Raw genomic sequence first — 21,484 nt, 5'->3', positions numbered from 1 at the left:
CTATAACGTCCCCTTTCGCTTCAAGATCGGTTGCAGGCCGAAGACTTCCCGGAAGAAAGTCCCTTTTTGACTAAAGGTCCATTTTTCTAGTTCAATATCATCGTTAGCAGTGGCGGTCACGGTGAAAGTCTGTTTGCGAATACTAACACTAATTTTAGAAATTTTGGCGCGGTGACTATCATCTAGTGCATCGGCTAAACGTAAAATGGCCGCTAACTTGGCAATCGTTAACCGCGCTTCCAAAGGTAGTCTGCTTAAATGACTTAATCCGGCCGATGGCGCCCGGAAACTGTGGTAACGCGCAATCGCCGCCACGGCAAATTGCTCCGTTAAATCAAGCCCTAACACCTCACTAGCACGAATAATGTATTCAGAGTGAAAAGCGTGTTGGTTTGCATCCAAGTAAAGCCCAGTATCTTGCAGAATGGCCGCTAGTTGCAATAACAATCGTTCCCGTGGACCCAGGCCGTGAATTTTACGTAACCGATCAAACAACTGTACAGCAAAGGTTAAAACCTTTTTCTGATGGGCTTGGTCAACCTGATAACGCTTAGCCAAATTTTTAGCAGCACTAATCATTGTTTCGTTAAAATCCCAGTTTAATTTTAATTGACCAGTTTCAGCAGCATGGTGTACAACAAAACCATCTAACAATTTAATATTGGACACCCAGACCGTCTCGATTTGCATCGTATCAAACAATTCATTTAACAATAGAAAAGTTGGTGCCACCTCATTAACTTCCATCTCCGGTAGCTGCTCTTGATCTTCTAATTCTTGATCCGATAAGGTCATGACCTGGTCAAAGCGCTGATTAAAATCGGCGTGAGACAAAGCCAAAGCACGCTTATTCTCTGGAATTAAGTTTTCCAATAAAGTTAACTTTGAACCCATCAAAATTACCTGTTTAAACTGTTTCTCCGGTAATAAGCGCCAAACATCCAACAATTTAGAATGTAAATAATCAGCCAGGACATCTTCGTAAGTGTCCACTTGATGCTCAAGCTGGGCCATCTTCTGGGCAACTTGCATTGGTCCCAACTGTAGCTCACGGGTTAAGGTCAGTTCCCCTGCTTGAAATACCATTAACGTTATTGAACTGGCACCAATTTGGATCAGGACAGTTCCTTCATCAATTAATTCACGAAAATTTGGTAAATAGGCCGCGGCAGCTTGGTAGCGAAACATTAATTCTTCACTAACTGTCATAAAATGAACCGTTAAACCTGTTTTGGTGTATATTTGATCGCGCACGTAACTAATATTCTCGGCATCAGTGATCGTATGGCTGGCCACAACCCGCTCGTCAGTGACACCATCATCTGTCATCAACTGTTGAAAACCGCGCAAAGCGGACACCGCCTCATCAACAACATCATAGTCAATGCCGCCTTCAGTAAACAGTCGGTCACCTAGAGCTACTGGTGCGCTCACACGCTCAACTGTTTCTAAATTTCGAAGGTTCACAATTGTTAAATCAATACTTTGTGCACTCATCACGATTGCCCCAAATAATTTTGCCTTTGCCATACTGATCCCCTCAATCCTTCATCTGATTCCACACGCAGGTGGCAATTATCTTCTACCTTTAGATTAACTGATTTTGCCAAAAAAACAATTCTTTACGAATCTAAACTGTAGATTTTTAGATAAAAAACCACCTTTGGCCTGACAATGATTTTGTCAGGCCAAAGGTAGCTTTATTTTATTAAAACATCTCACAAAGTTGTTCACTGAAAACTGACTTTCGTTATTAACTGAGCCGGTGCCAAAGTATCGTAGGCGCAAATTGATTTTAAATTTTGCTTTTTTCATATCCAATCGACTTCACTAGCATTGCCAGTAAGTTCAGGATAAGGGCTACTTTTCCAAACACTTCCTAGTGCATCTTAGCGACCATGTTTAAAACTATTAGCTTGTTTTCAGAACGCCAAAGCCTACCTGGAATAAGACAGAATGGATTAGATTCCATTCCGGTGCGCGAGGACGGAACGCGTGGCGGTTTGGCGAGCTAACTTTTACCAGATAAAGGCAAAGCGGAGGTAAAAGTGGATCTCGCCAAGCCCGCATGATTCTACTTCACAATAGTGGATGATTTTCGGAACGAAAATCTTAGATGTTACGGACGATGACCATTCAACTAAGGGCATAAAGCGCCAAGTTGAAACATGGCTCTAAATGGCCCAAACCGCCTTAATAATCATCGACACAGCTGGTTCTCGCGCCCCGAAATGAAATCTGGCCGCAGTGGAACATTCAAGCGTTATTTGTGTCTATAGCAGCTACTGTCAACTAGTTATTGTGTTACAAGTTAGGTAAAAACTGTCTTTGTCAGTGTTGATAGCTAATTAGGATCACCGATAAATTGCGCAATATTAAAGCTGTGGTTCCTAAATTGTATTAACTAAACGAATAATCAAAGCTCAATCACTGTCAAGGTGGAATGGAGGCGCTGGCGTATCAGTCGTGTCGAAGGTACTTGATGACCGAATTATGGTCATTTAGTACCTTGCGTGATTGACAAGATCCATTTTCTTTTCCGAATGGGTTTAATCGGAAAGAAAATTAGCTTGTCAACGCGCCACGCGTTCCATACGCCAGCGCCGGAATGAAACCTAACTAAATCTGCCCACGTGTAATTCAGTGGCAAGCGACATAAGTACTACTTTTTAATAGCGATATAATTCAATTTAAATATGAACGCTACACGCACTAGTTGCTTTGTAGTTGTTCACTAACCTGTTGATAAACTTGCTGACAACGTAAGCTTAGCCCGGTAACTAGTTTGTCGGCCCGTTGATTCATTTCTTTTGCCTGGTCACGGTTCTTCATCAATCTAGTATTTACGTAAACATTTAAAACGGAACCTTCTAGGGCCCCACGGCAAGTCGCTGCTGCCACACCAACATCACTTTGCATTAAGCGACTACCTTGAATTAATAGTTGTTCTAGCACCGGCACAACGTCGTTCAACAACCTTAGAACTGTGAATGGTACCTCCGTGGCCTTCACTAGGGCCACCTCGAGTATTTCATCGCGATGGCTTGCTGTTTTTGGAATTCCGTATGCTTTAGCCAGTGGTTCAAAACCAACTGCGTCTGCTGAAATCTGTGCCAATAGTTCACCGCTTAATTGTTGCATTGTGGTGATAATTTGTTGTAAATCGGTTGTATAAGCCGCGTACTTCTTTTTTCCAAGGGTCAAACTGGCCGTCATACTGGCCAAAGCGGCGGCCATCGCACCAGTTAATGCACTAACCCCGCCGCCACCAGGAGTTGGCGCGTCAGAGGCCAACTCCTGAATGAAAGTTTTAATTTCCACACTAATTCCTCATCTCTTAGCTAAGACTTTGCCAAACACTGTCTAATCAAAGTAGTTAATTCCGATTGCCGCACGCACTTCTTTTAAGGTTTGATTAGCAACCAGATTGGCCTTTTCGCTACCTTGACGGAGAATTTCGTAAACCCCAGCCGGATCTTCAGCGTACGCTTCCCGGCGTTTGCGAATTGGTTCTAAAACAGCCTGTAACACGTCATTTAAGTAGCGTTTGATTTTAACGTCACCTAGGCCCCCTGCCTGGTATTGTTCTTTCAATTCGGCTACTTTCTTTTGATCGGGGTCGAAAACATCAAGGTAAGTAAAGACAATGTTACCTTCAATTTTGCCAGGATCTTCAATGTGAATATGATTAGGATCAGTGTACATTGACATGACCTTTTTCTGAATTTCATCAGGTGAATCGGCCAAATAAATGGCGTTGCCTAGTGACTTACTCATCTTGGCGTTACCGTCCATCCCTGGCAAACGTCCTTCCCCTTTTGGTGGAAAAACACCTTCTGGTTCAACGAGAACGTCTTTTTTATAAATACTATTAAAACTACGTACAATTTCACGCGTTTGTTCTAACATTGGTTCTTGATCGTCACCGACAGGAACAGTATCTGCCTTAAACGCAGTGATATCGGCGGCCTGACTAACTGGGTAAATTAAAAATCCAGCCGGAATACTTTGATTAAAGTTTTTCTGTTGAATTTCCGCTTTAACGGTTGGATTACGGTTCAATCGTGAAACGCTGACTAAATTTAAATAGTGCATGGTAAGTTCATTTAACGCCGGAATTTGTGATTGGACTAAGATTGTTGATTTTTCAGGATCAATGCCAACGGCTAAATAGTCTAGCGCAACTTGTAATAGACTACGGCGAATCTTTTCCGGATCCCGTGCGTTATCGGTTAATGCCTGCATATCCGCAATCATAATGTAAGGATCGTAATTGCCAGAATTTTGCATCGCAACCCGCGTTTGTAAAGAACCAATGTAGTGGCCAATATGTAGCTTACCAGTTGGGCGATCACCAGTTAAAATTACTTTTTTTGTCATGTTAAAACCTTCCCTTTTATTCTAATTTTATAAGTAACATCAGTCAGTGAATCTACTTCAAAAAACAACGTTAACTTTTCAGCTTAAATCCAGCCCACAATTCTCAAAAAAATAGCGTCCCATCAGCATTTCTGCTCATAGGACGCTTGTTAACAATCGTGGTACCACCTAAATTGTGCTGGCTTTTATCCAGCACCACTCACGTTTAAGGCACGGCTACCCGCCACGCTACTTTTAATTCACGCAGCGACTCAAAGGGCCATTCACCGCTAATTCTTGATCACTTTTCACCAACCAGTGATTCGCTATAGCCAAATTAACGGGTACTTATCCTTCTCATTGCATTGTTTTAATCTTACCGTTTAGCCCGCTAAATGTCAAAATGCTAACGTGAAAAAGTGTTTAACCGCAGATGATTAGCCTAAAAAACTAATGCACTTTTTTCATGCTCTAATAAAAATAATTCAAATCACTAGCTGGAGTTGGGTAAGAATAAATGGATTTAGCAACTGTGTCGGCGGATACTTTTTGATTGATCAACAGTGTAAAGTAGTTAATCAGTTCATCGGCCAAACTATTCAAACATGTTGCACCAACCAATAAACCAGTCTTTTTATCAGTCACAATTTTCACTACGGCCACTGGTTCATTAAGTCGTCGGTACGTGAGCCAGTTAGTCGTGTCAATTGTTTTTATAGCGTAATGCTCGGAATCAGCTTGGGCCTTGGCCGTTGTAACGCCAACTTGTGCTAGTTTAGGGCTAGAATAAACCGTTGTTGGAATGGCTGGGTAATCAATTGAGGCTTGCGTTTTACCTGTTAAATAATCAACTAAGTAACTGCCTTCAAACGATGCGACTGGCGTCTCTTTTGGTTCTTGCCGCGCAATAATATCACCAGCAACAAAAACTCTTGGGTTAGTCGTCTGCAAGTGATCATCACACTGAATGCCGCCATGAGCAACTTCGATACCTGCGGCTGCCAAATCTAATGCCTCAACATTCGGTACACGGCCAGTTGTCGCAAAGACAGCGTTGGTTACTAAACGAAAATCAGGTGCATTTAAGATCAGCTGATCACCGGCAGTTTCAATTGCTTGTAAGGAAACGTTAAAGTGAAACTGCACACCCTTAGCCTGTAATTGTTCAACTAACTGATCAACTAATTCATGATCATACGCCTTCAACGGTCGATCGTTATGTTGAATAACGTGTGTCTCGGCACCGGCAGCGTTGGCCATTGCTGCAAATTCAAAGGCTTCGTAGCCACCACCCACAAAGGTAACAACCCGGGGCATTTCTGGCAAGGCCATAAAATCAGTACTGTCCTGAAAGTGTTCTTTACCTGAAATATTTGGAATCGCTGGCCGCGCTCCAGTTGCAATAATGTAATGCTCGGCTTGATAAGTTGTTCCAGCAACTTCAATCGTTTGTTCATCAATAAATTTGGCCGCACCAGTCAAAGTTGTAATTCCACTGGAAGCTAGGCCCTTTTCGCTACTTGTTGATACTGGATCAGTGAAGGTTTTCTTGAAAGCCATCAACTTGGACCAATCAATCTTGGCAGGCTGGGTTAAAACACCAACCTTCTGCAAATTACGAACTTGATCCTGAGCCTCAACTGCTGCCAATAAAACCTTTTTGGGATCACAGCCGCGATTCGGACATGTACCGCCCCATAAATCCGCTTCAACAACAGCAACCTTTCGTTTTGCGGCTGCTAAGGGGTACGCCATCGCTAACCCCGCTGGCCCAGCACCAATAATAATTTCGTCAAATTTTTCCATCACTAACATCCTTTCACTTAGCAACTATTCTTCAGGAACGCAACAATGTTCTGCGCAGTTAAGGTACCAATTGCACGATTGTTCTGGGTAATCGAAATTGCCTTTTCGCGACTTAATTGATCCATAACTGCTGTTAATGGTGTTGCTTGATCAAACGTGGCCAACTGCTCACTCGCACTTGATTTTTGGTAGAAGCCAAGCTTGACTAATTCAGTTAGCGGCGTTTCAAACAAATTAAGTTCGGTATTACTATGCGCAAAGAACTCCTTAACAAATTCATTTGCCGGATTCTGCGCAATTTTGGCCGGTGTGTCTACTTGTAAGATCTCACCCTTACTCATCACCGCAATTCGATCGCCTAATTTCAGAGCCTCATTCATATCATGCGTGACAAAAACGACAGTATCGTGTAAGCGCTGGTGTAACATCAAAACCAAATCTTGTAGCTGATTACGAGAAATTGGATCCAAGGCCGAAAATGGTTCATCCATCAAAACAACGGGCGGTTCGGATGCAATCGCTCGACAAATACCAATTCGCTGTTGCTCTCCACCAGAGAGTTCGCTGGGCATCCGACTACGATAGGTTTCAGGATCAAGCCCAACCTCGGTCAACAAGCGATCAACCGTTGCCGCTACCTTCTGTTTGTTCCAACCCTTCATTTCAGGAATTAGGCCAATATTTTGGGCAACGGTCATCGTCGGAAACAGCGCAATTTGCTGAAGTACATAGCCCATATTCCAACGAAGATCCTGTAAATCAAAATCTTTTACCTTCTTGCTTTCAATTAGGATATCCCCGTCATCTTGCTCTTCTAGTCGATTAATCATTTTCAAGGTGGTTGTTTTCCCACTACCTGAAGTCCCAACTAAAACAAAGAATTCACCTTGCTTAATTTGTAAGTTCAAATCATTAATAACTGTTTTGCCGTCAAATTTTTTTTGGATGTGTTGTAAACTAATCATTGGTTGTCCCGATTTCGCCGTCAACGCCATTTTACTTAGCCTCCTTCCACAGATGTTGCGCTTTAAGGTATGTCTTCGCAACTTTGGCTGGTGATTCTTTCTTGACGTTAACTTCGTAATTCATCTCACTCATTTGCTTTTCAGTGATTCGACCAGCCAGCTGATTAAGACTAGCTTTTATTCGTGGATATTTATCCGCTACTTTCTTATTAATTAATGGCGCCCCTTGATACACGGGGAATAAATGCTTGTTATCCTTCAACGTCACTAAGTTATACTGTCGCAATTCACTATCAGTCGAATAACCATCAACTAAGTTAACGTCCTGGTTATTAATTGCTGAATAACGCAGCTTAGGCTCCATCGACTTCACCTTAACGTTCAGCCCATAAGTCTTTTGTAGACCACGATAGCCATCATTACGATCAATAAACTCCAGATCAAAACCGGCCGTTACGCTAGATTGAATCTTAGTTAAGTCCGTAATTGTCTTTAAATCGTTTTTTTGCGCAAACTGTTTCTTAACCGCCAAGGTATAAGTATTGTTGTAAGCCATTGGTTTGAGGTAAGTCAGATCATCTTGCTGCTTCAACAATTTCTTAGCTAACTGATAAGTTTGCTGCGGCGTTCGTTTTTGACCAACTTGGGCCTTCGGAACTTTTACCAAACTCTCCAAAACAGTCCCGGAAAATTCCGGGTAAATATCCACATCTTCATTTTTCAAAGCGCTGAATAAAAAGCTTGTTTTACCAAAATTCGGTTTTAAAGCTACCTTAACTCGCGGTTCATTTTGTTCAATCAAATCTTTGTACATATTAATCAAAACATCCGGTTCAGAACCAAGTTTACCCGCAATAACAATTGTATCTTTTGGGGCGTTAACTTTATGATAGACACCATAGCCGGCAAAACCAACTAATAAGATGATAAATCCAATTAGAAGCTGCCGCGGCTTTGCACGCTGACTTAATCGAATTAGCGTACTAAAAATAATTGCCAATAGGGCCGAGCTGATAGCACCAAGCAAAATTAATGAGACATTGTTACGGTCAATCCCTAGTAAAATAAAGCTACCCAAACCCCCGGCACCGATCAAGGCAGCCAACGTGGCCGTCCCAATAATCAGTACTAAGGCCGTTCGCACCCCGGAAATAATGACTGGCATTGCAATTGGCAATTCAACCTTGAACAACTTGCGCATTCGGCTCATCCCGAATGCATCGGCGGCCTCCTCCAGTGAGGGATCAATCTCACTAATTCCGATATATGTATTCTGAAAAATTGGCAGCAGCGCATAAACAACTAACGCAATGATTGCTGGCGTTGTGCCAATCCCGACTAACGGGATCAGGAGACCTAATAAGGCCAGCGAAGGAATTGTCTGTAAGACACTGGTCACCTGAAGTAAAACTTCGGCCAAGCGCTTATATTTAACAACCCAAATGGCTAATGGAATTGCGATGAACATCGCAATTAGAAGTGAAACGAGTGAAATCGTGATGTGTTGACCTAAGGCCTGATACAGGTCGCCACGCCGTTCCATGAATGTATTAATCAGTGCTTGCAAATTAACTAACCTACTTTTTTATTATTTTTAATTAACGTTTAAAGTTTACCACGTCTGCTTAAAAAAGCCCCCACAATTGCACGTCTATTTTATTAGCTGTTTTTGTAACTAATTACTAGACGAAAGGATAAAAAAGACCTAGAATGACTTAAGCAAATTTCTAACGATTGGAGGCTTTTTACTTGGATACTAAAACCAAAACAGCAGAGCAAGCACGGGTTAGTCACGTGATCCAACAGATCAAGCAGCGTTTATTAAGCCAGCAAGAACTACTCGACAAAGCACATCGTGAAACAACCTTGATCGAGCAAAACTACGGCGACAACACGCGGGTTAATATTGCTGAAGCCGATGACCGAATCGAAACAAATGCCGCCGTTCAACAACAAAAGCAATTAGTTGCCCGTACGGTCGAAAATGAATCAATCGTAAAAAGTCAGATGGGTCAACTAAAAGATCTTCAACAGTCCCCCTATTTTGGGCGGATTGACATTGAAGAAGATCGCGAAAAAGAAACTCTCTATATTGGAACGGCTTCATTTATTGATGAACAACAAAACTTTCTTGTTTATGACTGGCGAGCACCAATCTCGGGTATTTATTACAATGGTACCTTGGGTTCCGTCAGCTACGAAACACCCATGGGCGATGCCAAAGCTGAACTCCTTAAAAAACGCCAATTTTTAATCAAAGACGGAAAGATCGAGACAATCTTTGATACAAATGAAACCGTCGGCGATAGTATGTTGCAGCATGTTTTAGGTGAAGATAATGATGAATATATGCGTAATATTGTTGCCACAATCCAACAAGAGCAAAATGATATTATTCGCGACACTAAACACGATATTCTAATCGTTCAAGGTGTTGCTGGTTCCGGAAAAACATCCGCAATCTTGCAACGAATCGCCTTTTTACTCTACCATAGCCGTGAATCTTTAAACTCTGATCAAATGATCCTTTTTTCACCTAATCGTCTATTCAGCCACTATATTTCTGATGTATTACCCAGTTTGGGTGAAAAAAATATGCGCCAAGTTACCTTGGCAGAATTTTTTAGCGCCCGTTTTTCTGGACTTCACGTACAATCATTGTTTGAACGTTTTGAGCAGGATCAGCGTAGTTTACCAAAGATGGCCAGTGAAATTCGGCGCTACAAAGATAGTGCGGCCTACATGACCCAAATTAAACACTATTTAAAAGAAACTCAGCCAGAACAGCTAGCGTTTAATCCGATTTATTTTGAAGGCCGACCTTTTTTTACAAAAACTGAAATTGAACAAATTTATGAAAACTTGCCCCAACGAATGCTCGCCGCCGATAAATTCTTGACCACAAAAAATACACTTATCAAGCGACTTAAAAAACGGATTAAAGAAGAGGCAAGAGCGGACTGGGTTTTAGAAGAAGTGGACGTTTTAAGTGATGAACAGTACCACGACATAACGGCCGATCACCATTTTAAACCAGGTGAAGATGAGGCCCAGTTCATTGCTGAGGCCTTGGTTAAAAAACGTCTGGCCATCGTTTATAATGCTATTTACAATGATTACTTCATTGATCTTTACGAACAATACGCGGACTTCATGCAAAGTAGTAGGCCCAAATCCGTAACCCCTACCGCCTGGAAAGCGATGATTGCGGCCTATCAGGACCAGTTAGAACGCCATGACTTACGCCTGGAAGATGCGGCACCTTTACTTTATTTACGCGATCGCCTAACCGGCAGTGGTCAAAATCACGCTATCCAATACCTTTTCATTGATGAAATGCAGGATTACAGTATCGCACAACTAATTTACATTAAGCATGCCTTCCCGCGGTGTAAACTAACGCTCTTAGGTGATCGGGCACAGGATCTTTTCGCGACACATTATCAAACTAATGATTTCGCTATTGAATTAAGTCACGTTTTTAAAACAAAGAGTATTAACTTAATCACTTTAAATAAAAGTTACCGCTCAACTTACCCAATTACTACTTTTGCGACGGCACTATTACCTAATAGTAAGGATATCCAGGCCTTCACTCGCGCGGGCAATAAACCAGAATTGATCCTAGCCGCTGATCAAAATGAGGGACGCAGTACACTAACTCAACAAACGAGTCGCCTATTGACGCAACACGACACAGTTGCTATTTTAACCAAAGACCTACCAACTAGTGAACGACTTTACGCTCGTTTAAAAGTGGATACCCCAACAACTTTAATTACAGACGCTGATCGTGCGTTACCTAAGGGAATTTTGATTCTTCCTATTTATTTAGCTAAGGGCCTAGAGTTTGATGCCGTCATTGCGTACGATGTTTCCGCGCCAACTTTTAAAACTGAAATTGACCGCGATATTCTCTACACAATCTGTTCCCGGGCAATGCACGAACTCGTTTTGATTGCCATTAAAGAAGCGAGCCCCTTAATTAAACAATTAGATGCTAAATTATTTACTAGTCACGGATTTGATCAATTGGAAAAATCACCGAAGGCTTGACCTTAAATTACGGCTACGCTATACTATTTAAGTATTAAAATAGTTTTGCAGCTTTAGCTCAGCCGGTAGAGCGCATCCATGGTAAGGATGAGGTCGTCAGTTCAAATCTGACAAGCTGCTCTAATAAAAGTGAGATCGTTTTTTATCTCACGTTAGTAGCGCTGCTATCTTGAATCAAAAAAGCCCACAACGTTGGTAGTTGTGGGCTTTTTCCTTGCAAATGAGTGGTGATAAAGAACAGGAAATCTTTGGCAGCTTTATCTACTAAGAAGTGTTTAGAAATCACTTTTATTAGCATTTTCTGACTAATTTAGCGTAAATGTACTTGCAAAGACTCCAGTAAAAGTGTTTTTTAAACGTACTTTAAATTAGCTAAAAAGTATTTGGTAGCACAGTAATGGTCAGGGGGAAATTGTATGAAAAGAGGTCGCCACAGTCGGCGCATAAGACACCGTAAAATAGGCAGGACGAAAATCATTGTTCTAATCGTCGCAGCAATCATCCTTATCTTTGGCGCTGCACTCGTATATGCTTGGCAACGCTCCACTATTCAAAATGAACCAGCGCAGTCGGTTAGTCAGTCCACACCAAAGATGACCAAAACTAAAAAGCACCACAGCCGCAAAAAGAAAACAAAGAAAGCAAAAAAACTTCTTCGCAAACAGCGACCACGGATACTTCTGAAACCACTGCTACTTCTGCTTCCACTACTTATTATAGTAATAGTGAACCGGATAATAATGTTGCTAGCACCACTGTAAATAATACAAGTGAGCCCACTGATAACACGACTACTAGCCACGAAACACCGCAGGCTAGTACAAGTACACCACAACATGATCAAAATAATAATAGTCGTTCAATAACCAGTTCTAACCATTCAACAACGAATGCGTCACAACAAAACAATGTACCTGCTTCTAGTGCCACCAAAAGTAGCGAACCAGAATCAACTAATAGTAATGCTATGCAAGAACAAGGTTCTTCCAGTGTTACTAGTAACTCAAGTTCCACAACTGAATCCGTTAGTAGCAGCCGAAATATGAATAATTAATTAAACAGTACACAAAATACTTAGCGTAAAGATGGGAAACATTAACAATTGAAAGTTAATGTTCATAATCTGATCTGACCAAAAGACAAGCTTCTTTCTTTTAGTCAGATCAGATTATGAAATCTCTAAACTAGGTATTTTTTGTTTTTTATAAGTGTAGCCATAAATAATGTTATTACGCGCATTGACTGAAAGCCAACAAATCTAAGTCGCGAATTTGTATGTTTAACCACGATCAGCAACCAACCCCGCCGAACAACCTATTCAATAACTGGGTCAAACACGGCCTGGGCGCCTTTTAGGTACTCCCTAATCTACTAACTAACGCCCCCATTAATCAAAGAAGACCGAAATTGGAATATGTAGCGCGTCATGTAAAATCCGAATTTCACTACGCGTAAAATCGGTCTTATTATTAATTTTATTTGAAGTAGCAACATATGATTTCCCGATTATTTTTGCGACCTGTCGCTGAGTAATTGCGTACTCCCGCAAATAACCTGCCAGTTTATTTCGCTTTTCAGCTGACATCATGCCCAACTCCCCCTTTATCTACCCAGTCCCACTTATAGGACAATATAAGTTTAACTCACTAATAGAATGACTTACAATACTTTATTAATAAATGAGCAAATTTAATTCATTAAAGAAAAGTTTATAAAATATTCAAAAAAGTAATTAAAGTAATCTTTAATAAGTTATAATAAAGTTATATATTACAGGAGGTTAAATTTATTGGATGAGTTACGTAAAATTTTACGGACGGAACGTTTAAACCATAATTTATCTTTTCGTAGTTTCGCCGAAGAATTAAATGCTAAATATAAGTTAGAAGTTTCCAAATCAGCTCTTTCTACGTATGAAAAAGGCCAAACAAGGCTTAAAATTGAAATTTTATTTGCACTAATCGACTACTTTGACCTAAACGAAAGTTACATTAAACACTTAATTCTGAAAAGCATAAAAAAATAATTTCTAAAAATAAAGCGGCCGCAACAAAACATTTAGTTTTGTTGCGGCCGCTTTTCTGTAGGTCTTTTTAGGGGTAGTCCTACAGAGTCATTATTATTGCCAATAAAAATCTTTTAGGAGGAGATTTTTACTAACAAGACCATTATACACAATTTTTCAGAAATGTATATATTAGATTAAATAGTTAAATTTTATTTTAACTATTTAATTGGCGATTATGATTAATTCACTTAACGCATACATCTTTTAAACGCCAATAATTCATTGAGATATCAATTCAAGATTTGGACTTACTTACAGACCTCTAAAACAAGAAAGTATAAACCTAAACCCGTACTTGTTTAACCAAAGCATTGGTGTTAAATTTGAGTTGATGTCGTAGCGCTTTCAAAAGTGTACTCTATATCCGATACCCTAATGCCAAATCATTTTGTTACATAATTTTTATGTAATTAGTCATTATTGTTGGTGTGTATTGTGATACGGCAACAATAATTAAACAAGGGAGCCAGAATTATGGGACAATCAACTAGACAGGTACATTTAATGGGCACAATAATCACCTTACAAATCGAAGCAAAATCACCGGAGCCAATTCTGGATGAATTAGTTAATCGCTTAAAGATTTATGATCATCGCTTTAGTGCCAACGATCCCAGTTCGGAATTGATGGCGATTACTAAGCAGGCGGGGATCGAACCGGTAGTAGTTAACCCGGAGCTATATAAACTAATCGAATTTGGACTACATTATAGTCTTGTCCCCCAAAGTCGGCTAAATATTGCGATTGGCCCTTTGGTACAAACCTGGCGGATTGGTTTCACAGACGCCAAGTTACCAACTCCTGAAGAAATAGTTACTGCGTTAAACAAAACAAATCCATTAGATATTGTACTTGATGGTATCGCCCACTCGGTTTTTTTGAAAAAACCAGGAATGGCGATTGACTTAGGTTCACTGGCAAAGGGCTATATTGCTGACATGTTAGTCGCCTACTTAAAGCAAATTGACGTAACTTCAGCAATGATCAACCTAGGTGGTAATGTTTTAACTATGGGTCCGATGCCGACACACGCCGACCATTTTTGGCGAATCGGCATCCAGGATCCGGCTAAATCCAGAGGCCATTACAAGAAAGTTCTACAGATTCGGGATCAATCTGTGGTTACCTCTGGAATTTACGAGCGGCAGTTGGTCGTCAATGGTAAAAAATATCACCATATTTTAGATGCCCGAACTGGCTACCCTGTTGTCACTGACCTAGCCAGTTTAACGATTATTGCTGATAAATCACTAGATTGTGAGCTATGGACGACGCGCTTATTTGGTCAGCCCTCAGAAATTAGTATTGCAACCATCAATCAAACACCTAATATTGAAGGCATCGTTATCGATCAGGCCGGTAAAGTGTTTATTTCAGCAGGGCTTGAATAAAGGTTAGCTAACATATAATTTTTTTATTTTTCAATCGATATCGTTTGAACATAAGATTAAATTTCTACGTTCAAAATAAAAAGGGCCGTTATTTCAATAAATTCGGACGGTAAATTAACTTCTATCTTCACTAAATATCTCTTAACTAGATTTTATTGTCTCAAAATCTAGTTAAGGGATATTTTTGATTGAACAAAAACATTAGTTTGTTACTGCAAGAATTGTTAGAAAAACGAAGTGGGATAAAAGTCGGTTTTGGCGCATGTTCTAGAGTAACGTTCGGAAATAATAAATGGTAGGACTTTTTGTCCCGGCCGCTAGTATCAGATCACAAAAGGCGCCACAATTACTAGACTCGTTTGTCTAATAATTGTGGCGCACTTAAAACCAATAAAGTTACACTTTAATCACCATATCAAGAAGGTTTATTCGCAATTTCTATATCTAATCGCGCTCTCTCTTCTTGAAACCGAATAGAGAACCGCCTAATAATAATGCACCTAACATGGCTAAAATACCTGCTTGTTGCGTGTCATTACCAGTTTGTGGCAATGCAGTAGCCTTGGCCTGTGATAAGTTGGCATTTCCTTTATAAGAGTTAGTGTTTTTCAGTTGAACTGCCCCAACAGTTGCTTTATCGGCAGCATCCAATGCTGTATTAAACACTTTAGCAGTAGCCGCTTTTTTACTTTGCGCCTTTTGTTTGGTTACTGCTGCCTGCGCAGCGTTGTTTGCATTAGTTGCATCCGCTAATTTAGCCTGAGCATCAGCCAAAACTTGAATAGCAGTGGCTAAGGCCTTTTGAGTTGTAGTAACTCCGGCATTGGCCTCGGCTAAATCAGTTTGCGCTTGTAGCAATGCCTTATTTGCCGCCGCCAAATTTTCATCTGCGTTTGTCAACGCGTTTAGCTTAGTAGTGTCAGATGCCAATGTAGCCTTAGCTTCGGCCAAGACATTCTTTGCTGTAGTCAAGGCTGTGTTTGCACTATCTAAGGCAGCTTGTTTAGTAGCCAAAGTTGTTTGGGCCTTAGTCAATACTGCATTTGCAGCATCCAAGGCCGTTTGTGCCTTAGCAACGGCAGCAGGTAGATCGGCCAAATCAGCTTGATAAGTTTGTAAAGCAGCCTGATCAGTAGCCAATGTAGCCTTGGCAGCCGTTTGTGCATCTTCAGCAGCCGTTAAAACTGCTTGTTTTGCGTTTTCATCAGCCGTGGCAGCAGTTAAGGCAGTCTGAGCGGTAGCCAATGTAGCACTCGTTTTATCCGCAGTGGCCTTTTTAGCCGTAGCAACAGCCTGTGCGGCAGATAAGTTAACCTTTGCAGTAGCTAATACTTTCTGTGCGGCAGGTAATGCGGCAGGATCATTTTGTTGCGTTTCTAAATTAGTCAACGTTGCTTGATCAGTAGCTAATTGGTTCTTAGCGTCCGTCTGAACATTTTCAGCAGCAGTCAATACCGCTTGTTTTGCGTCTTCATCAGCCTGAGCCGTAGTTAATTTATTTTGCGCAGCAGTCAAGGCAGTCTTGGCCTGATCAGAAGCAGCTTGTTTTTCACTTGCTGCTGCTTGGGTTGTTGTCAAAACATTGTTAGCGTCAACCAATGCCGCTTGGGCCGCCTTTAATTGATCGGCCTGAGCAGCTTGTTGCGTCTGTAAGGCGGTCAGACTATCAGTATCCGCGGCCAGCTTATCCTTAGCGTCCGTTTGCGTAGCCTCGGCAGCAGTTAAGACTGTTTGCTTAGCATTTTCAGCGGCCGTGGCAGTATCTAAAGCGGCCTGGGCCTTAGTGATAGCAGCGGCATTATTTTCTTTTGTTGCTGCATCCAAGTCAGCCTGGGCGGCAGTGGTAACCTTCTCGGCGTCCTGCTTATCCGCCAAAGCCGCTTGTGTGGCGCTACTAGCGGCATCAACGGCAGCCTGATCATCCGTAATTTGTGCCTTAGTGGCATCGATAGTTGATTGAATTTTGGTTAAACTATCAACGGCCTGTTGCTTAGTTGCGGCGTCTGTCTTTGCTGCAGTAACGGCAGCGTTAGCAGTAGTTGCTGCACTCTGCGCGTTATTATAGGTATCCGTGGCGGTCTTGACGGCATCTTGTGCAGCCGTAGTTGCCTTTTCAGTCACTTGCTTATCTGCTAATGCAGCCTGAGTTGCACTACTAGCAGCATCGACAGCATCTTTATCGTCAGTAATTTTTGCAGTGATTTTATCAATACTTGATTGAATTGCTGCCGGCTCTAAAGCATCAGCGGTCGTTTGTGCCGCGTCAACAGTTGCCTGAGTAGCACTAACTTTAGCATTAGCATCTGTCAAATCACTTTGTGCTACATTATTAGCCTTTGTTGCAGTATCAACGTTGTTCTGAGCAGCAGTAGTTGCCGCTTCGGTCTGTTGTTTATCTGCTAGTGCAGCCTGGGTTGCACTACTGGCAGCATCGACAGCACCTTGATCATCAGTAATTTTTGCCTGTAGTTTAGCCTGAGTTAAATCAGCAAGTGCCTGCTGATCAGTGTTAACATCAGCTTTTGCAGTATCAACATTTTTTTGTGCCGTTGTTGCAGCGGTATTAGCCGCATCAGCAGCCGTTTGGGTTGTATTAACGTTTGTTTGAGCATCATTTACTGCGGTTTGATCGTTTTCAACTTTGGCTTTTGCTGCACTGATTGCATCATCAGTGGCAGCAGCCTTATTAGCTACGGCCGCAGTATCAGCCTTACTAGCGTCACTAACAGACTGTTCTGCATTAGTTTGAGTTGTTTGCGCAGTATTGGCAGCAGTTTGTGCTGCAGAAACATTGGCCTGAGCGTCCGTAACTGTTGCCTTTGCGTTGGCCTTAGTAGCAGCGGCACTGGTGGCAGTTGTTTGTGTCTTAACAGTAGTTGCCGCTGTACTAGTGGCGGCAGAGCTTGCCGTACTCTTAGTATTACTTACCGTTGAAGCTGCATTACTCGTAGCAGCCGTTCCGGTCGTTGTCGTTGCGGCCTTATCGTCCGTTGTTGGCGTTTTGTCAGTGCTTGTTGTTGTCTGCGTATTTTCTTCGTTACCTACAGAAGCCGAACTTGCAGCATCAACATTTTGCGTATTGATGGCCAAAAAACCTCCGGCCGCCGCAATAGTTCCTGCCGCTAAGATGGTTCTATGTAATTTAGTTTTTGTTGACATAAATATTCCTCCATATCTATTTTCCCAATTTTCTGTAAACAAAACTTGAAGCTTACTGGCAGCCATCTTAACAACAGTCGCTATAATCCATTGTGATAAAAATAACTATATTACTAAATAACAAAGTAATTCTATTATTAAACCGTTTACATTTAAATAGTTATTTGAATTTTTTGTGAATTTTTTTTGAATTAAATCTATTTGGCCTAAATTAAGTCAGTCGTATTAGGGATTGGATCAATTTTATTTTCACTCTTTTAATTGTCTTAATTTTGTTAATCATTTGTTCATCACTATGCATGAAATGAAATACTTAAAAAATAATCTAAAATATTTCTCCATTTTTTTTCATCAGCAAGACGCGTTTAATTCCACTTTAACTGATATTAATTGAGTATTTATAATGCTTTAAATGTACTTACGGACTGACATTATTTTACAGTACTCTTTGTGGGACTGTGTTTTAATTAAAAAGTGAATCAAAAAAAGGAACTGACATATTTGTCAGTTCCTTTTTAACTAGTTGCATGGCAACGTCCTACCCTCGCAGGGGGTGCTCCCCCAACTACTCTCGGCGCTAAGAAGCTTAACTTCTGTGTTCGACATGGGAACAGGTGTATCCTTCCTGCCATTGTCACCACACCACTATCTGAGAACTTTGTGCTCTCAAAACTGGACCTTCTATTTTCTTTGACCTTTGAACACTACGCGGAAACATTGTTTCCGACTTGGTTAAGTCCTCGACCGATTAGTATTGGTCCGCTCCATGCCTCACGGCACTTCCACTTCCAACCTATCTACCTGATCATCTCTCAGGGGTCTTACTTCCATAAAGGAATGGGAAATCTAATCTTGCGGGGGGCTTCACACTTAGATGCTTTCAGCGTTTATCCCGGCCATACATAGCTACCCAGCGCTGCACCTGGCGGCACAACTGGTACACCAGCGGTATGTCCATTCCGGTCCTCTCGTACTAGGAACAGCTCCGCTCAAATTTCCTACGCCCGCGACGGATAGGGACCGAACTGTCTCACGACGTTCTGAACCCAGCTCGCGTACCGCTTTAATGGGCGAACAGCCCAACCCTTGGGACCAACTACAGCCCCAGGATGCGATGAGCCGACATCGAGGTGCCAAACCTCCCCGTCGATGTGGACTCTTGGGGGAGATAAGCCTGTTATCCCCAGGGTAGCTTTTATCCGTTGAGCGATGGCCCTTCCATACGGAACCACCGGATCACTAAGCCCGACTTTCGTCCCTGCTCGACTTGTTAGTCTCGCAGTCAAGCTCCCTTATGCCTTTACACGCTATGAATGATTTCCAACCATTCTGAGGGAACCTTTGGGCGCCTCCGTTACTCTTTAGGAGGCGACCGCCCCAGTCAAACTGCCCACCTGACACTGTCTCCCGCCACGCTAAGTGGCGCGGGTTAGAGTGGTCATACAGCAAGGGTAGTATCCCACCAATGCCTCCACCGAAACTAGCGTTCCGGCTTCAACGGCTCCTACCTATCCTGTACAAGCTGTACAAACACTCAATATCAAGCTACAGTAAAGCTCCATGGGGTCTTTCCGTCCTGTCGCGGGTAACCCGCATCTTCACGGGTAATATAATTTCACCGAGTCTCTCGTCGAGACAGTGCCCAGATCGTTACGCCTTTCGTGCGGGTCGGAACTTACCCGACAAGGAATTTCGCTACCTTAGGACCGTTATAGTTACGGCCGCCGTTTACTGGGGCTTCATTTCTGGGCTTCGCGCCGAAGCGCTAACTCATCCACTTAACCTTCCAGCACCGGGCAGGCGTCAGCCCCTATACGTCATCTTACGATTTAGCAGAGACCTGTGTTTTTGATAAACAGTCGCCTGGGCCTATTCACTGCGGCTGATCGTTAGATCAGCACCCCTTCTTCCGAAGTTACGGGGTTATTTTGCCGAGTTCCTTAACGAGAGTTCTCTCGCTCACCTGAGGATTCTCTCCTCGACTACCTGTGTCGGTTTGCGGTACGGGTAGTTTATTTCTCACTAGAAGCTTTTCTTGGCAGTGTGACATCAGGAACTTCGTTACTTAAATTTCACTCCCCATCACAACTTGTCCGTAAAAGTTCAAGCCTTTAACTCAAACTAAGACTTATTGCTTGGACGCACATTTCCAATCGTGCGTATTCCTTAGCCTCCTGCGTCCCTCCATCGTTCAAACAAAATAAACTAGTACAGGAATCTCAACCTGTTATCCATCGCTTACGCCTCGCGGCCTCAGCTTAGGTCCCGACTAACCCTGGGAGGACGAGCCTTCCCCAGGAAACCTTAGTCATTCGGTGGATCAGATTCTCACTGATCTTTCGCTACTCATACCGGCATTCTCACTTCTAAGCGCTCCAGTCGTCCTTACGATCGACCTTCAACGCCCTTAGAACGCTCTCCTACCACGATCACTAACGTGATCATCCACAGTTTCGGTATTATGTTTAGCCCCGGTACATTTTCGGCGCAGGGTCACTCGACTAGTGAGCTATTACGCACTCTTTAAATGGTGGCTGCTTCTGAGCCAACATCCTAGTTGTCTATGCAACCCCACATCCTTTTCCACTTAACATAAATTTAGGGACCTTAACTGGTGGTCTGGGCTGTTTCCCTTTCGACTACGGATCTTATCACTCATAGTCTGACTCCCGGATAGAACATCAATGGCATTCGGAGTTTATCTGAATTCAGTAACCCAAGACGGGCCCCTAGTCCAAACAGTGGCTCTACCTCCATGATGCTTAACTCCGAGGCTAGCCCTAAAGCTATTTCGGAGAGAACCAGCTATCTCCAAGTTCGTTTGGAATTTCACCGCTACCCACACCTCATCTCAGCATTTTTCAACATACACGAGTTCGGTCCTCCAGTGTGTTTTACCACACCTTCAACCTGGACATGGGTAGGTCACCTGGTTTCGGGTCTACGTCTACTTACTAAAGCGCCCGTTTCAGACTCGCTTTCGCTACGGCTCCAGTTTTTCACTTTAACCTCGCAAGCAAACGTAACTCGCCGGTTCATTCTACAAAAGGCACGCCATCATCCATTAACGGACTCTGACTACTTGTAGGCACACGGTTTCAGGAACTGTTTCACTCCCCTTCCGGGGTTCTTTTCACCTTTCCCTCACGGTACTGGTCCACTATCGGTCACTAGGTAGTATTTAGCCTTGGGAGATGGTCCTCCCAGATTCCGACGGAATTTCACGTGTTCCGCCGTACTCAGGATCCTGAACAGAGGGTTAGCAGTTTAGTCTACGGGATTTTCACCCTCTTTGACGCAGCGTTCCAACTGCTTCGACTACCACTAACTTTGGTAACTCTAATGTTCAGTCCTACAACCCCACTGAGCAAGCTCAATGGTTTGGGCTGTTCCCCGTTCGCTCGCCGCTACTTAGGGAATCGATTTTTCTTTCTGTTCCTGCGGGTACTGAGATGTTTCAGTTCCCCACGTTTACCTCTAAGCTGCTATGTATTCACAACTTAGTAACCAGCGACTAAGCTGGCTGGGTTCCCCCATTCGGAAATCTCCGGATCAAAGCTTACGTACAGCTCCCCGAAGCATATCGGTGTTAGTACCGTCCTTCATCGGCTCCTAGTGCCAAGGCATCCACCGTGCGCCCTTGTTAACTTAACCTATTCAATACCTACGGTATTGTGGT

At 42.5% G+C, this 21,484-nt stretch carries 11 protein-coding genes, 1 tRNA gene, 2 rRNA genes and 1 other annotated feature; of the genes, 4 read left to right on the top strand and 10 right to left on the bottom strand.

Features of this window, described 5'->3' with window-relative positions; genetic code table 11:
- The 6 genes from EKM61_RS07060 to EKM61_RS07035 all read right to left on the bottom strand — a co-directional run bounded on the left by EKM61_RS07060 (position 1) and on the right by EKM61_RS07035 (position 8,697).
- Positions 1 to 1,530: a Ppx/GppA phosphatase family protein gene (locus EKM61_RS07060; protein WP_068222049.1), complete on the bottom strand. Its 1,530-nt coding sequence runs from the start codon at positions 1,528 to 1,530 to the stop codon at positions 1 to 3.
- A gap of 1,182 nt (positions 1,531 to 2,712) precedes the next feature.
- Positions 2,713 to 3,321, bottom strand: coding sequence for a cyclodeaminase/cyclohydrolase family protein (locus EKM61_RS07055; RefSeq protein ID WP_068226170.1), 609 nt, complete (start codon positions 3,319 to 3,321; stop codon positions 2,713 to 2,715).
- 42 nt (positions 3,322 to 3,363) lie between these two features.
- Positions 3,364 to 4,380, bottom strand: a complete 1,017-nt coding sequence (trpS, locus tag EKM61_RS07050) for a tryptophan--tRNA ligase (protein ID WP_068226169.1) — start codon at positions 4,378 to 4,380, stop codon at positions 3,364 to 3,366.
- 135 nt (positions 4,381 to 4,515) lie between these two features.
- Positions 4,516 to 4,729 (bottom strand) — a binding site (T-box leader).
- A 101-nt stretch (positions 4,730 to 4,830) separates the two neighbouring features.
- Positions 4,831 to 6,165: a dihydrolipoyl dehydrogenase family protein gene (locus tag EKM61_RS07045; protein ID WP_068226168.1), complete on the bottom strand. Its 1,335-nt coding sequence runs from the start codon at positions 6,163 to 6,165 to the stop codon at positions 4,831 to 4,833.
- A gap of 17 nt (positions 6,166 to 6,182) precedes the next feature.
- A complete protein-coding gene (locus EKM61_RS07040) occupies positions 6,183 to 7,160 on the bottom strand; it encodes an ABC transporter ATP-binding protein (RefSeq protein WP_269465767.1) in 978 nt (325 codons plus the stop codon).
- A 1-nt stretch (position 7,161) separates the two neighbouring features.
- Complete coding sequence (locus tag EKM61_RS07035; protein ID WP_068226167.1) at positions 7,162 to 8,697, bottom strand: ABC transporter permease/substrate-binding protein; 1,536 nt, start codon at positions 8,695 to 8,697, stop codon at positions 7,162 to 7,164.
- Between the two features lie 182 nt (positions 8,698 to 8,879).
- Here EKM61_RS07035 and helD point away from each other — a divergent pair, with 182 nt between their 5' ends.
- Together helD and EKM61_RS07025 are read left to right on the top strand one after the other, a co-directional pair.
- Positions 8,880 to 11,186: an RNA polymerase recycling motor HelD gene (helD, locus tag EKM61_RS07030; RefSeq protein ID WP_068226166.1), complete on the top strand. Its 2,307-nt coding sequence runs from the start codon at positions 8,880 to 8,882 to the stop codon at positions 11,184 to 11,186.
- Between the two features lie 47 nt (positions 11,187 to 11,233).
- A tRNA-Thr gene (locus EKM61_RS07025) sits at positions 11,234 to 11,306 on the top strand.
- A gap of 1,267 nt (positions 11,307 to 12,573) precedes the next feature.
- On the opposite strand, the gene EKM61_RS07020 is transcribed toward EKM61_RS07025, so the two are convergent.
- Positions 12,574 to 12,774: a helix-turn-helix domain-containing protein gene (locus EKM61_RS07020; protein ID WP_082918562.1), complete on the bottom strand. Its 201-nt coding sequence runs from the start codon at positions 12,772 to 12,774 to the stop codon at positions 12,574 to 12,576.
- Between the two features lie 201 nt (positions 12,775 to 12,975).
- On the opposite strand from EKM61_RS07020, the gene EKM61_RS07015 reads away from it, so the two are divergent.
- Positions 12,976 to 13,212 (top strand): helix-turn-helix domain-containing protein, encoded by a 237-nt coding sequence (locus tag EKM61_RS07015; RefSeq protein ID WP_068279704.1) that lies wholly within the window; start codon positions 12,976 to 12,978, stop codon positions 13,210 to 13,212.
- A 516-nt stretch (positions 13,213 to 13,728) separates the two neighbouring features.
- Positions 13,729 to 14,646 carry an FAD:protein FMN transferase gene (locus EKM61_RS07010; RefSeq protein ID WP_068226164.1) on the top strand — a complete coding sequence of 306 codons (918 nt, stop codon included), beginning with the start codon at positions 13,729 to 13,731 and terminating at the stop codon, positions 14,644 to 14,646.
- 444 nt (positions 14,647 to 15,090) lie between these two features.
- On the opposite strand, the gene EKM61_RS07005 is transcribed toward EKM61_RS07010, so the two are convergent.
- The 3 genes from EKM61_RS07005 to EKM61_RS06995 form a co-directional block, all read right to left on the bottom strand.
- Entirely contained in the window at positions 15,091 to 17,805 is a 2,715-nt protein-coding gene (locus EKM61_RS07005; RefSeq protein WP_068226163.1) for an LPXTG cell wall anchor domain-containing protein, read from the bottom strand.
- Positions 17,806 to 18,330: 525 nt separating this feature from the next.
- Positions 18,331 to 18,447, bottom strand: a 5S ribosomal RNA gene (gene rrf / locus EKM61_RS07000).
- Between the two features lie 86 nt (positions 18,448 to 18,533).
- A 23S ribosomal RNA gene (locus EKM61_RS06995) occupies positions 18,534 to 21,459 on the bottom strand.
- Between the last annotated feature and the right edge of the window lie 25 nt (positions 21,460 to 21,484).

The sequence above is a fragment of the Loigolactobacillus backii genome, assembly GCF_003946275.1.
GTDB lineage: Bacteria > Bacillota > Bacilli > Lactobacillales > Lactobacillaceae > Loigolactobacillus > Loigolactobacillus backii.
Note: the sequence above shows the minus strand (reverse complement) of the source record. Positions and strands in the feature narration are given on the sequence as shown.